Source organism: Lysinibacillus sp. NPDC056232, from assembly GCF_042267565.1.
Taxonomy (GTDB): domain Bacteria; phylum Bacillota; class Bacilli; order Bacillales_A; family Planococcaceae; genus Lysinibacillus.
In genome coordinates this window covers 1-13,987 of sequence record NZ_JBHJTF010000066.1, presented here as the reverse complement: position 1 = coordinate 13,987, position 13,987 = coordinate 1, and the positions used below count along the sequence as shown (strand labels likewise).

Genomic DNA, 13,987 nt, shown 5'->3' with positions numbered 1-13,987 from the left:
CACACCCGTTCCCATACCGAACACGGAAGTTAAGCTCTTTAGCGCCGATGGTAGTTGGGGGCTTCCCCCTGTGAGAGTAGGACGTCGCTAGGCACCTGAAAAAGTCGAGGATTTATTCCTCGGCTTTTTTATTTGCATTTTTTTGAAAGTTAACCCAAATAAATAACATATTAAATCTATTGAATTTTATTTTCATTAATTCTAAAAAAATATAAACAGAACTTTCAGAAAATATATTGAATTGCGAAAAAAACTATGCTAGGCTATGTATTATGCAGAATGAAGTTCTAACTTCAAAAATAAAATAAAAAAGGATGTACTTCTTTGATGGATAATCAAACAATTCAACAAGTCATTCAACATAAATACCAGGATCTTTCAAAGAGTCAGCAGAAGGTAGCAATCTTTATTCTCAAAAATATGCAGACTACCGGTATTCATTCAGCTGCATATGTGGGGGACAAGGCAGGGGTAAGCGAAACGACGGTTATCCGGTTTTGCTACGCTATAGGATTATCGGGTTATGCTGAGCTGCAACGTGAGATTACGATGCAGCTATTCAATGAAGGAAATACTAGTAGCTTGCAAAATTATTTGCAATCAAAACAGGCACTTTTTGAAACGCCGCGCTTTTATGAAAAAACGATGGAAAAGGATGCATCGAGTATTTTAAACGTTGCAAAGAACATTAACGGGGAAGATTTTAATCGTGCTTCCATCCTGCTACATACGAAGAAAAAAATCTATATTGTTGGGAATGGTTCTTCCCATTTAGCGGCACAATGGTTGTATTTTACGTTAAATATGCTACGTCCTAACGTCGTGATTTTAGATTTTGAAACTAGTGAAATTATTAGAGCTTTACAAGAAATCGATGAGGATAGTGTGGTCATTATTTTATCGTTCCATCGCTATATTAAAGAACCGATTCAATTTGCAGCTGAAATTCAAGAAAAGAATTGTGAGATTATTGGTATTACAGATTCTAAAATTGCACCTATTACGCAATATGCGACGATTACTTTTGTGAATGAACAACAAGAAATGTCTACGATTGATGCAATGCCGGCACTGATTTCATTTTTAAATACATTAATTGCGGGTATGACTGCACAAGATCACGACTATTATGAAAATCAACGCGTAAAATATGATGATTTCCAAAATAGCTTTTTAGCAAATCGATGGAGTTGAATGATATGAATCAAGTTTTACAAAACTTACAGCCGAGGTTGGCGGATATTTTTACACATTTACATGAGCATCCGGAAATTAGCTGGCAGGAACAGCAGACAACGAAATACATCGCCAATTTATTGAAGGAGGCACAGATGGAGCCTCAGTTGTTTGAAGATATGACCGGACTGTATGTAGATATTGGGAAAGGGACACCGAGAGTCGGATTTCGTACGGATATCGATGCACTATGGCAGGAAGTAGATGGTGAATTTAAGGCGAATCATTCTTGCGGTCATGATGGTCATATGACGATGGCTATTGGGACAGCACTAGTGTTGAAGGATATGGAGCATTCGCTTCCAGGTGCAGTACGTATTCTTTTTCAACCTGCTGAAGAAAAGGCACAGGGTGCTCGCGCATTCGTTGAGAAGGGGCTTATTGATCATCTAGAATACTTATTTGGTGTCCATGTTCGTCCGTTAAAGGAACTACGGGACGGAACGTATGCCCCGGCCTTGTACCACGGTGCGGCAAAGCTTTTTACGGGGACTATTATTGGAGAAGAGGCCCATGGCGCACGACCTGAGCTAGGCATTAATGCCATAGAGGTAGGGTCCGCAATTGTCGAAGGTTTACAAAAAATATGGACAGACCCTAATGTCTCTGCGTCAGTCAAAATGACGCAATTTAATGCAGGAGGAACCTCTACGAATATTATTCCTGGGAAAGCAACATTTAGCATTGACGCACGGGCACAAACAAATGAAGTAATGGAGGCTCTCACGGATGGTATTGAACGTGTAAAGGCATCGGTTGAAGCGATGTATGGTGCCAAAATTTCTTTAACTGCAGATGCACACATCGTTGCAGCTTTAGTGAATGATGAGGCCTTACAACATATGAATTCCGCTATTGTTGACGTAGTTGGGGAAAGAGCATGTGCTTCACCAGTCGTTACCCCCGGAGGAGAGGATTTTCATTTTTATACGTATGAGCGTCCGAACCTTAAAGCAACAATGCTTGGCTTAGGTTGTGGTGTCACACCAGGCTTACATCATCCGAAAATGACCTTTAATCGAGAGCGGCTTATTACAGGTGTGAATATTATCACGAGAGCTATTTTAAGAGCTTTATAGACCCTAAGTTAAAGGGATAAAGAAATAGAAAGGAGTGATAGTAATGATTGACATAAGGGAAATAAAGACGATCGAACAGCTGGAGCAAGTTCAGCAATTGGAATATGACGTTTGGGGGATGCCTTCTATTCCCATTCATCAAACTTTAACGGCTGTGAAAAATGGCGGTATCGTTGTGGGTGCCTTTGATGGTGATCAATTAGTTGGCTTTAGCTATGGTTTTTCGGGGTTTCGAGAGGGCAAAAGTTATTTATGCTCCCATATGTTGGGGATAGACGAAAATTACCGCTCTCAAGGAATAGGTGAAAAGTTAAAATATGCCCAGCAAGCTATTGCTATTGAGCGGGGCTACGATTTAATGGTGTGGACCTTTGATCCGCTGGAAACACGAAATGGTTTTCTCAATCTGTCCAAATTAAATGGTATTTGTTATACGTATATAGAAAATTGCTATGGAGAAATGCAGGATGGTTTAAATAAGGGATTACCTTCCGATCGTTTTGAGGTGTGCTGGTATATAGCCACTGATTACGTCAGTAAAAGCGTTTCAATAGATGCAAAGAATGCCGTACCAGTGGCAAGCTGTGTACAAAATGAACGAGGATTCCCGCGTTTAAATATAACTGAAAATTTGAAATATAACAAAGATTTATATACGCTGCCTGTACCAAAGGATTTTCAAGCATTGAAGCTACAAGACCCTGCATTAGCATTAGACTGGCGCTTCAAAACGAGACGTTTATTACAACAATTATTTTCACAAGGTTATGCGGCAGTTCAATTGCAACAGCAAGAAAATTACAACGAGTATGTTCTCGTTAAATTAGAAAATTTAGGTCTGGAAGGAGCAAATTAATATGAAAATAACAGAATTTACCATTAGTCATTTAAAGATGAAATTAAAAGAACCATTTACAACAAGCTTTGGCACATTTGATGATAAGGATTTTTTAGTTTTAGAGGCTAAAGATGAATCAGGAACAATCGGTTGGGGAGAATCTGTTGCATTCCATTCTCCTTGGTACAACGAGGAAACATTGCAAACGAACTGGCATATGCTAGAAGATTTTTTAATTCCTCTTATTTTAAATAAAGAGCTTCAGCATCCGGATGAGGTCAATGAGCTATTTAAACCAATTCGTAAAAATAATATGGCGAAATCAACGATTGAAGGTGCTATTTGGGATATTTATGCTCAACAGACGAATCAATCACTGGCAGCCGCACTCGGTGGAAAAAAGGACAACATTGAAGTAGGGATCAGTATTGGTATTCAAAGATCAATCGAGGACTTAGTAGCGTTAGTAGATGGTTTTGTGAAAGAAGGCTATAAACGAATGAAAATTAAAATCAAGCCAGGTTGGGATGTAGAAGTCATGCGTACATTACGTGAAGCGTTCCCTGATGTGGCATTTATGGCGGATGCGAATTCAGCTTATCGTCTCGAAGATGCTGAAACGCTCAAGCAGCTAGATGCTTTTAATTTAACGATGATCGAGCAGCCATTAGCGTCGGATGACATCATTGACCACGCAGCCTTACAAAAATTAATCGAGACGCCAATCTGCTTGGACGAAAGTATCCATTCGTTAGAGGATGCACGTAAAGCTGTTGAGTTAGGCAGTACTAAAATTATTAATATAAAAATTGGACGTGTTGGTGGCATAACTGAAGCCAAAAAAATACATGATTATTGTGAGGCGAATGACATTCCAGTTTGGTGTGGCGGCATGCTGGAGTCTGGTATTGGTCGTGCACATAACGTGGCATTAACTACATTATCGAATTTTATTTTACCTGGAGATACTGCAGGCTCCAGTCGATATTGGGAAAAAGATATTATAGATCCAGAAGTTGTAGTAAAGGACGGCTATATTGAAGTTCCTCAAAAAGCGGGTATCGGCTATGAGGTAAATAGAGAGACGATCGATTTATTCACAGTAGCACAGAAAATGTATAAATAATACGACGACTTGATTAGTACAAGAAGTGTATTTCGTTAGGAAACCTATGCATATAATTGATTAGAAAAGCAGGTGTTCTATGAAAAAAAGTTGGCAAATAGGTGGCGCATTTGTAGGATTAATCGTTGGTGCTGGCTTTGCATCAGGACAAGAAATTATGCAATATTTTACGAGCTTTGGTCTTTACGGTATAGCCGGAGGAATTGTCGCAACAATCGCATTTGCCTTTTTAGGGATGAGTCTAGCGCAATTAGGGGCAGATTCACAAACGACCTCTCATAAAGAGGTTATATATCAAATTGGTGGACGTTATGTTGGGGTACTATTAGATATTGTCATTACATTCTTCTTATTTGGTGTAGCGGTTGTTATGTTTGCTGGATCGGGGTCAACATTTGAGCAAATGTTTAGTATAAATCCGATGATCGGCAGCATTTTCATGGTAATCATTACGATTTTAACGCTGCTATTAAATGTGAAAAATATTATTAATATAATAGCTTTAGTGACACCATATTTAATGGGAATCGTTTTTATCATATTAATTTACTCTATTTTCACAATGGACTTAACCATTGCAGAACAGAATGTGCTAGCGAAAGAGCAATCATCTGCGGCTTCAAATTGGATACTTGGGGCTCTGCTTTATGTATCTTATAACATAGCTGCTGGTACTGCGATGTTAATTGTTATGGGGGGAACAGTAAAAGAGCGCAAGATTGCTGGTTTAGGCGGTCTTCTTGGGGGTTTAATGCTCGGTGTCTTAATCATACTAATTAATATCGCTATGTTCGTTAAAATGGACGTAGTTGGTGGGGCAGCAATGCCGACATTAGAGCTAGCAAAACAAATTCATCCTGTAGTGGGTATCTTAATGTCCATTGCTTTATTAGGCATGATGTACAATACAGCTGTAGGGATGCTTTATGCGTTTGCAGTACGTTTTATAGCGCCTGATCATAAATATTTTAAAATAGGTATCGTGGTGATTGGTTTAATAGGCTTTGTCGCGAGTTTAGTAGGGTTCACGACATTAGTTGGAAAGGTTTATTCAACAATGGGGTATTTAGGTTTTGCATTAATTATTGCAATCATCATCTCGTGGTTACGTAAAATACCAAAAGCTTCATAGCTATGTTTTTTGAGATTCTCTAGTGTTTTTATACAGCGCTAGGGAATTTTTTTGGATTTTTGTAATAAACTCAAGTTGGAAATCATACAGTAAGTGTATGTTTGTTTATCTGTGGTAATCTACAAAATTCTGCTTTATGTAAAATAAATACTCGTAAATTTTAATAAAATCTACATCGGTGCTAGACACTGAATTTTCAGAATGCTATATTAATGGTGTCATAGTTTTTTATAATTAGGAAAAATAAGGTTTCTTCATAATGTTAAAACTTATGTCATATGCGTAAGTTGATTGAAGTGGAGACTGGGCGACTTCTCGGGGATCAGCAATAGAGGAACGAAGGCTAAAACCATCACATCCTGTGATAGCGCCTTCGTGACCTACATCGTGTAGGCCCAAGCGGCTCATCGGACGCCCCCAGGAAGCTTTGCTCTGCGCGAAAGCGAAGCGTCAGCGACAACTGTTTTATCTGTGCGAAAGCGAAGCGTCAGCGACAACTGTTTTATCTGTGCGAAAGCGAAGCGTCAGCGACAAAGCGCCCAGCCGGAACGGAAATCAACCCATGCTATGGTGATGACCTAAAACCTTTTCTAATTATAAAGAGTGATGGAGTAAAGAGTTATAAGAAGGATGATAGATGCCTATGGTAAAGAAAACATTAAAACAACGCATTGTTGACGCTTCTGTAGTGCTATTTCAGCAAGATGGCTATCACAATGTAACTGTTGATCGCATTGTTGAATACATTGGTGCATCAAAAGGTGGATTTTATCATAATTTCAAATCGAAAGATGAACTGTTGTATGAAATTCACGATGTATTTATTTCTTATGTGATTAAACAGTCACAGGAAGCATATGACAAATACGATACACCGATTACACGTTTATGTGCAATGCTGCAAACACTGACACAAGTGTTTGATATGTATCAAGCACATATTACTGTTTTTTATGAGGAAAGTCATTCATTGCCAGAGGAATATAGTGAAGTTATTCATAAAAAACGAGATCAATATCGGGATATTTTACAAAAGGTCATAGAGGAAGGCCAGCAAACAAAGGATTTTCGCACGGAACTTCCTTGTACAATTGTAACGATGGCTATTGTGGGGATGATTAACTGGACATACAAATGGTTTAAGCAATCAGGTCCATTAACAATGGAGGAAATTACAGAAGTATTTACGGATATGATATTGCGTGCGATTGTCACGGAACAAGCAATGGACGAAGCAGTTCAATTTATGGTCAAAGGGAAGCCAGCAGCAACTGGTTTTATTAATACTTAATTACAAACCGACTAGTCGGTATTAACTTCTTTCAACGGGTGTCAAAACACCAGTTGAAATAAAGGAACTCAGTCTAAGAACGCCACGTCCTATGGCAACGACTGAGTGACCAACATCATGCTGCTGCCGCTGCGTTAGCACTACGCTTTCGCGCAAAAAACATCATGTTGGGCCAAAGCCTCCGGCGGATGTCACGGAATCGGAAAGGAGTTCTTAGGGGATGTTAGCCTAAAATCATCGCATCCATGCGATAACGGCTAACTGACCTGCATCGGTGCTGTTGCTGTCGCTTTGCTTTCGCACAGATGAAAACCTTTTGCTGCCGCTACGCTTTCGCGCAAAAAACATCTGCAGGCCAAGGCACAAAGCCGATTCCGGACGCAATTATGCCGAGGCATAATTGATTTTTTACAACTATCATCTGAACGAAATCCGCTATGGCAAAATAAACATTAGGGGGACTGGGGATGAACTTTGAACTAACGAAAGAGCAAGCGATGATTCGAGACATGGTGCGTGATTTTGCTGAAAATGAAATTAAACCGTATGCTCGTGAGGTTGACGAGACATCGACGATGAGAATAGAGAGCTTTAAAAAGATGGCAGAGCTAGGCTTATTAGGTATTCCATTTCCTGAAGAGTACGGCGGTTCAGGCGGAGATACGGTTTCCTATGCACTTGCTGTTGAAGAAATCGGTCGTGCGTGTGGCGGCACAGGATTAAGCTATGCAGCAGCAGTTAGCTTAGGTGCTTCGCCTATTTATAATTTCGGTACAGAGGAGCAAAAGCAGGAATGGCTTGTTCCGTTAGCGAAAGGGGAAACATTAGGTTCGTTTGGTCTTACAGAGCCCAATGCAGGTTCAGATGCTGGTGGGACACGTACAACAGCGGTAATTGATGGTGATGATTACATCATTAATGGTGAAAAATGCTGGATCACAAATGCTGGTCATGCACGTCAAATTATTGTGACAGCAGTGACAGGTAAACGTGAAGATGGTAAAAAACTTATCTCAGCTATCATTGTACCGACTAATACTCCTGGCGTAACGATCAACTGCAATTACGACAAAATGGGCGTACGTGGCTCCAATACGTGTGAGATTATTTTACAAAATGTTCGTGTACCAAGAGCTAATCTTTTAGGGGATGAAAAACGCGGATTTAGCCAATTTTTAAATACTTTAGACGGAGGGCGGATTTCCATTGCTGCATTATCTGTAGGAATTGCACAGGCAGCTTATGAGAAGTCATTAAAATACGCCAAAGAACGTGAACAATTTGGTGCACCTATATCAAAACTTCAGGCAATACAATTTAAATTAGCTGATATGGCAATGGAGATAGAGCTTGCACGTACGTTAGTACATAAGGCGGCATGGCTTAAAGATCAAAAGAAACCATTCGGGAAGGAAGCGGCAATGGCAAAATTATTTGCTTCTGAAATGGGCTTCCGTACTTGTAATCAAGCCATTCAAATTCACGGCGGTTCAGGCTATATGAAAGAATACGACGTAGAGCGTCATCTGCGTGACATTAAGTTAATGGAAATCGGTGAAGGAACATCTGAAATTCAACGTCTCGTTATTTCTCGTTTAATAGGCTGTTAATTATCTTAAATAGCATAGAAGCATAAATAAGGGGGATTTTCATGGCAGAACTTGTGTATCAAACTATTGGTCAATTGCTAGATGAACAATCTGAAAAGTATCCACAACGCGAAGCATTAGTGTATGCAGATAGGGATTTACGGATGACCTATGAGGAGCTCAATCGGCAAAGCCGTTTAGTTGCTAGAGGGTTGATGGCTCTTGGGATAGAGAAGGGCGAGCATATTGCAGTATGGACGACTAATGTTCCGGAATGGGTACAGCTGCAATTTGGTACAGGTAAAATGGGAGCTCCAATCGTCACTGTTAACACTAATTATCGCTCAAGTGAGCTGGAATATTTATTGAAGCAATCCGATGCAAAAACAATTATTTTAATTGAAAATTATCGAGACCATTCTTTTCTGAATACACTGCAAGAGTTATGTCCAGAGCTTGAACATTGTGAACCAGGTAATTTGCAATCAAAGCGACTACCTTTATTGAAAAATGTTATTTTAATTGGCGAGACAAAATACCCTGGAGTGTTAAACTGGTCTGATGTTTTATCTGCTGCAGAGCAAATAACAGAGGAGCAATTAGATCAAAGACAGCAAACACTTCATTATGATGATGTTATTAATATTCAATATACGTCGGGAACAACAGGTTTTCCAAAAGGTGTTATGTTAACGCATTATAACTTAGTCAATAATGCGATTAATATTGCAGAATGTATGCGTTTAACTTATGAAGATCGCTTGTGCATCCCTGTCCCATTCTTCCATTGCTTTGGCTGTGTAATTGGAACATTAGCGATTACAACTAGTGGTGGGACGATGGTACCAGTGCAGGAATTTTCAGCTGCTGAGGTGCTACAGACGGTTGAAAAAGAAAGATGTACAGCGTTACATGGCGTACCAACGATGTTTATTAGTGAGCTCAATTTACCGAATTTTTCGTCTTTCGACCTATCAACGTTGCGTACTGGAGTAATGGCTGGCTCTAACTGTCCTATTGAGGTGATGAAGGCCGTTATCGACAAAATGGGGATGAAGGATGTTACTATCTGTTACGGACAAACAGAAGCCTCACCTGTTATTACACAAACGAGAGCAGATGACCCGCTATTGTTAAAGGTTGAAACAGTTGGCCGCGCATTACCAAATCTAGAAGTTAAAATTGTCATTCCTGGTACCAACGAACAAGCTGCGCCGAATGAGCAAGGGGAGCTATGTACGAGAGGTTACCAAGTCATGAAAGGTTACTATAAAAACCAAGAAGAAACGCTTCTTGCAATAGATGAAGATGACTGGCTGCATACTGGGGATTTGGCAACGATGGATGAGGCGGGCTATGTACGTGTAACAGGGCGTTTAAAAGATATGATTATTCGTGGCGGTGAAAATGTATCTCCTCGAGAAATTGAAGAATTCCTTTACACACACCCGAAAATAGCAGATGTACAGGTTGCAGGCGTTCCTGATCCTGTTTATGGAGAGGAAGCGGCAGCTTGGATCATTTTGCGTGAAGGAGAGCAGGCGACAGAGGAAGAGCTTCGGGATTATTGTCGGGAGAAAATCTCTAGACATAAAATACCACGACATATTTTCTTTATCGATGACTATCCGATGACGGCATCAGGAAAAGTGCAAAAGTTTAGATTACGAGAAAGTTTTGCTGCAACAGTGAAGTAAGAAGGGGGCCGGTGTTATGTTCAAAAAGGTTTTAATTGCAAATCGTGGAGAGATAGCAAGGCGTGTTATAAGGACATGCAAACGACTAAATGTTCAAACAGTTGCGGTGTATTCTGAGGCTGACGCTGAAAGCTTACATGTTAAAGAAGCGGATGAGGCGTTCTGTATCGGAAAACCGCCTGTTGCGCAAAGCTATTTAAATATTGACCGTATTCTTGAAGTGGCGAAGGAAAGCGGTGCTGACGCTGTTCATCCCGGCTATGGCTTGTTATCGGAAAATTCTGAGTTTGCTAAACGTTGTACAGAGGCGGGCTTCGTTTTTATTGGGCCAAGTGCGGACGTTATTGCTTCGATGGGGAGTAAATTAGAAGCTCGGAAAACAATGAAAGCTGCAGGTGTACCAATTGTTGAAGGCGTAGAGGCACCGGTGAAAGATGTAACAGAAGCTATTGAAATTGCTGCCCGTCTAGGCTATCCGATTATGTTAAAAGCTTCTGCTGGCGGCGGGGGTATCGGAATGCAGCTCGTAGAAAATGCAGAAGAATTGGCAAAAGCCTTTGAGGGAAATCAAAAGCGTGCACAATCATTCTTTGGTGATGGCACGATGTATATGGAACGATTTATTGCGAATCCTCATCACGTCGAGGTACAAATTATGGCGGATCATGATGGCAATGTCGTCCCACTATTTGAACGTGAGTGCTCGATTCAACGCAGAAATCAAAAAGTAGTGGAGGAAGCACCATCTCCTTTCATTTCTGAAGAAACAAGAAAAAGAATGCTAGATGCATCGGTCAAGGCAGTTCAACATATTGGTTATGTGAATGCAGGAACGATTGAGTATTTAGTAGATGCGGAGCAAAACTTTTATTTCTTAGAAATGAATACGCGCTTACAAGTGGAACACCCGGTGACGGAGGAAATTACAAAGTTGGATCTTGTAGAGGAGCAATTAAAGATTGCAGCTAAACAACCATTAGCATTTACTCGCGATAGCATAGAAAGAAAAGGGCATGCGATTGAAGTGCGAATCTACGCCGAAAATCCTTCGACCTTTTTCCCTTCTCCAGGCACAATTACGGCTTTTGAATTACCTACAGGTGAAGGTATCCGCCATGAATGCGGCGTAGAGGCTGGCACTGCGGTAACACCTTTTTACGATCCAATGATTAGCAAATTAGTAGTGTGGGGAGAAACACGAGCAATTGCATGTGAAAGACTTATTGAGGCACTTCAAGCGTACAAAGTAGAAGGCATTCAAACAAATATTCCGATGCTGCTGAAAACAGTCACACATGAACAATTTTTAAAGGGCCTTACTACAACTAAATTTGTAGATGAATATTATTTACCTCAATTAGCAGAGACGAAATAAAGCCTCCGGACGTATTGTTTAATTGTAGCGAAAGCGAAGCGACAGCAACAAATGTTTACCTGTGCGAAAGCGGAGCGACAGCAACAGATGTTTTCAGTAGCGAAAGCGAAGCGACAGCAACAGATGTTTTCAGTAGCGAAAGCGAAGCGACAGCAACAGATGTTTTCAGTAGCGAAAGCGAAGCGATAGCAACAAAGGTTTATCTGTGCGAAAGCGAAGCGACAGCAACAACAACATACAACAATTCACTATGGAGAAATTAATAAAAAGCATTCGCACTTTACCATTAGTGCGAATGCGTTATATGAAATTACATACGGATATCCGTACATTCATACATTTGGAGGGATTACAATGGCAACAGTTAAAGCGAGCATGGCAGGAACAGTATGGAAAATCGTTGTAGCAGAGGGTGAGAAAGTGACAGCGGGACAAGATGTGGCAATTTTAGAGTCGATGAAAATGGAGATTCCTATTGCAGCAGAAGAAGATGGCGTAGTAACAAAAATCATTGCGAACGAAGGGGATTTCATTAACGTAGATGACGATATTTTAGAAATCGAATAAGGAGGCTTCTTTATGCAGCTACCAAAGCATGTAACGTTAAAGGAAGTAGGTCCTCGTGACGGTTTGCAAAATGAGAAAATGCATCTTGCAACTGCCGATAAAGTACAGCTAGTGAATTTACTTAGTCAAACTGGATTGAATTATATCGAGGTCACGTCTTTTGTGCATCCGAAGTGGATTCCACAGCTGGCTGATGCAGTGGAGGTGCTTCAAGCCATTAAACGCCAAAAAGATATCACGTATGCGGCACTAGTACCGAACATGCGTGGCTTAGAACGTGCATTGCAGGCTGAAGTAGACGAAGTGAGCGTTTTTATGTCGGCCAGTGAAAGCCATAACCAAAGTAATATTAATAAAACAATCAATGAAACATTTCCGATATTACAGGAAGTTGTGGTAGGGGCAAAGGCAGCGCATAAAAACGTACGGGGCTATATCTCGACGGTAATTGGGTGCCCGTATGAAGGCTACATACAACCAGAAAAGGTTTTGCGAGTAACAGAAAAATTATTGGAAATGGGCGTCGATGAAATATCACTTGGTGACACGATTGGTGTTGGTGTACCGACACAGGTGGAAAATCTTTTAGAAGAATTGTTAAAAAGATACCCTGCGGAAAATTTTGCGATGCATTTCCATGATACACGTGGCACAGCGCTAGCGAATATTGTTCAATCTTTAAAAATGGGCATTACGAAGTTTGATAGTGCGCTTGGTGGACTAGGGGGCTGTCCATATGCCAAAGGAGCATCAGGTAATGTGGCCACGGAAGATTTATTGTATTTATTAGATGAAATGGGTATTAAAACGGGTGTAGAGCTGAATAAAGTGCTAGAGGCTGCGCACTTTATTGAACAGAAACTAGGGAAGGCAGTTGCCTCTAAACAAATGGCGATTGTCCGTAATGAAAGGAGTGCGAGTCAATTATGACGCAACTCGTTCGTTTTGAATTATTAGATGGTTGCATTGGGCTTATTACACTTTCAAGACCTGAAGCTGCGAATGCAATGTCTGTACAATTACTCCAAGAACTTAGCACGACACTCGACAACATAAATGGTGATCCGGCAGTGCGAGTCGTCTTACTAACAGGAGCGGGGGAAAAAGCCTTTTGCGCAGGAGCCGATTTAAAGGAGCGTAAAGGGATGCCTGACCGACAAGTAAAGCAGATTGTGCAATTAATCGGAGCAACAGTGGCAAAAGTAGAAGCACTCGCTCAACCAGTAATTGCCGTATTAAATGGCGTTGCTTTTGGTGGCGGACTCGAACTAGCGTTAGCCTGTGATTTACGTCTTGCAGCAACACATGCAAAGTTAGGCCTTACGGAGACATCTCTCGGCATCATCCCGGGGGCAGGCGGCACGCAACGACTTCCACGATTAATTGGCATTGGAAAAGCGAAGGAATTAATTTATACAGCACGTCGATTAGATGCAGAGGAAGCAAGAAGCTACGGTATTGTAGAGTATGTTCATGAGGGACATGAATTACTTGAAAAGGCACAGCAGCTTGCGCTCGAAATGGCAAAAAATGCTCCACTTTCTTTAGTACAGGCGAAAATCGCCATGAATCAAGGTGTTGAAGTGGATTTAGCTACTGGTTTAAAAATCGAATCACTTGCATATAATGCTCTGATTCCTACAGAAGATCGATTAGAGGGCTTACTTGCTTTCCAGGAAAAGCGAACACCGCAATACGTAGGGAAATAAATGGAGGCATTTAACCAAAAGGCAAAGGCATGGCTAAATCAAAAGTTGAAGATAATCTATGCCAAGACTTAAAGTTGATTGGAGTGAAGGCTGGGCGACTCCTCGTGGATCAGCGGTACAGATGACATCCTGCAGCGAAGCTATTAGGGGAACGAAGGCTAAAACCATCACGTCCTGTGATAACGCCTCCGTGACCAACATCCTGTTGCCCCGACGCCCCCAGGAAGCTTTGCTCTGTGCGAAAGCGTAGCGACAGCAACAAATGTTTTATCTGCGCGAAAGCGAAGCGTCAGCGACAAATGTTTTATCTGCGCGAAAGCGAAGCGTCAGCGACAAATGTTTTATCTG

At 41.0% G+C, this 13,987-nt stretch carries 15 protein-coding genes and 1 rRNA gene; 14 read left to right on the top strand and 2 right to left on the bottom strand.

Annotated elements, in window-relative coordinates; genetic code table 11:
* From rrf to ACFCYJ_RS26390, 6 genes are all read left to right on the top strand, one after another.
* Positions 1–93 (top strand): 5S ribosomal RNA (rrf, locus tag ACFCYJ_RS26415); the annotation flags it as partial.
* Positions 94–327: 234 nt separating this feature from the next.
* Positions 328–1,194 (top strand): MurR/RpiR family transcriptional regulator, encoded by an 867-nt coding sequence (locus ACFCYJ_RS26410; protein WP_376078833.1) that lies wholly within the window; start codon positions 328–330, stop codon positions 1,192–1,194.
* Positions 1,195–1,199: 5 nt separating this feature from the next.
* Complete coding sequence (locus tag ACFCYJ_RS26405; protein WP_376078831.1) at positions 1,200–2,315, top strand: M20 peptidase aminoacylase family protein; 1,116 nt, start codon at positions 1,200–1,202, stop codon at positions 2,313–2,315.
* Positions 2,316–2,358: 43 nt separating this feature from the next.
* Positions 2,359–3,171: a GNAT family N-acetyltransferase gene (locus ACFCYJ_RS26400; protein ID WP_376078829.1), complete on the top strand. Its 813-nt coding sequence runs from the start codon at positions 2,359–2,361 to the stop codon at positions 3,169–3,171.
* Position 3,172: 1 nt separating this feature from the next.
* Positions 3,173–4,279: an o-succinylbenzoate synthase gene (gene menC / locus ACFCYJ_RS26395; RefSeq protein ID WP_376078827.1), complete on the top strand. Its 1,107-nt coding sequence runs from the start codon at positions 3,173–3,175 to the stop codon at positions 4,277–4,279.
* A 79-nt stretch (positions 4,280–4,358) separates the two neighbouring features.
* Complete coding sequence (locus ACFCYJ_RS26390; RefSeq protein WP_376078825.1) at positions 4,359–5,411, top strand: YkvI family membrane protein; 1,053 nt, start codon at positions 4,359–4,361, stop codon at positions 5,409–5,411.
* Between the two features lie 234 nt (positions 5,412–5,645).
* Here the strand turns inward: ACFCYJ_RS26390 and ACFCYJ_RS26385 are convergent, their stop codons facing one another.
* Positions 5,646–5,819, bottom strand: a complete 174-nt coding sequence (locus ACFCYJ_RS26385; RefSeq protein ID WP_376078824.1) for a hypothetical protein — start codon at positions 5,817–5,819, stop codon at positions 5,646–5,648.
* Positions 5,820–6,054: 235 nt separating this feature from the next.
* On the opposite strand from ACFCYJ_RS26385, the gene ACFCYJ_RS26380 reads away from it, so the two are divergent.
* Positions 6,055–6,702 (top strand): TetR/AcrR family transcriptional regulator, encoded by a 648-nt coding sequence (locus ACFCYJ_RS26380; RefSeq protein WP_376078822.1) that lies wholly within the window; start codon positions 6,055–6,057, stop codon positions 6,700–6,702.
* A gap of 21 nt (positions 6,703–6,723) precedes the next feature.
* On the opposite strand, the gene ACFCYJ_RS26375 is transcribed toward ACFCYJ_RS26380, so the two are convergent.
* Positions 6,724–6,858, bottom strand: a complete 135-nt coding sequence (locus ACFCYJ_RS26375; RefSeq protein ID WP_376078820.1) for a hypothetical protein — start codon at positions 6,856–6,858, stop codon at positions 6,724–6,726.
* A 311-nt stretch (positions 6,859–7,169) separates the two neighbouring features.
* Between ACFCYJ_RS26375 and ACFCYJ_RS26370 the strand changes: the two genes are divergently transcribed.
* From ACFCYJ_RS26370 to ACFCYJ_RS26340, 7 genes are all read left to right on the top strand, one after another.
* Complete coding sequence (locus tag ACFCYJ_RS26370) at positions 7,170–8,312, top strand: acyl-CoA dehydrogenase (protein WP_376078818.1); 1,143 nt, start codon at positions 7,170–7,172, stop codon at positions 8,310–8,312.
* Positions 8,313–8,353: 41 nt separating this feature from the next.
* On the top strand, positions 8,354–9,988 hold the full coding sequence (locus ACFCYJ_RS26365) for an AMP-binding protein (protein ID WP_376078816.1): 1,635 nt from the start codon (positions 8,354–8,356) through the stop codon (positions 9,986–9,988).
* Between the two features lie 16 nt (positions 9,989–10,004).
* Entirely contained in the window at positions 10,005–11,363 is a 1,359-nt protein-coding gene (locus tag ACFCYJ_RS26360; protein WP_376078814.1) for an acetyl-CoA carboxylase biotin carboxylase subunit, read from the top strand.
* Between the two features lie 14 nt (positions 11,364–11,377).
* Positions 11,378–11,626, top strand: coding sequence for a hypothetical protein (locus ACFCYJ_RS26355; protein WP_376078812.1), 249 nt, complete (start codon positions 11,378–11,380; stop codon positions 11,624–11,626).
* A gap of 91 nt (positions 11,627–11,717) precedes the next feature.
* Positions 11,718–11,930: an acetyl-CoA carboxylase biotin carboxyl carrier protein subunit gene (locus ACFCYJ_RS26350; RefSeq protein ID WP_031418413.1), complete on the top strand. Its 213-nt coding sequence runs from the start codon at positions 11,718–11,720 to the stop codon at positions 11,928–11,930.
* Positions 11,931–11,942: 12 nt separating this feature from the next.
* Positions 11,943–12,860, top strand: a complete 918-nt coding sequence (locus ACFCYJ_RS26345) for a hydroxymethylglutaryl-CoA lyase (RefSeq protein WP_376078810.1) — start codon at positions 11,943–11,945, stop codon at positions 12,858–12,860.
* Positions 12,857–13,639, top strand: coding sequence for an enoyl-CoA hydratase (locus ACFCYJ_RS26340; protein ID WP_376078808.1), 783 nt, complete (start codon positions 12,857–12,859; stop codon positions 13,637–13,639). Before ACFCYJ_RS26345 ends, ACFCYJ_RS26340 begins: the two co-directional genes overlap by 4 nt.
* Positions 13,640–13,987: the final 348 nt, after the last annotated feature.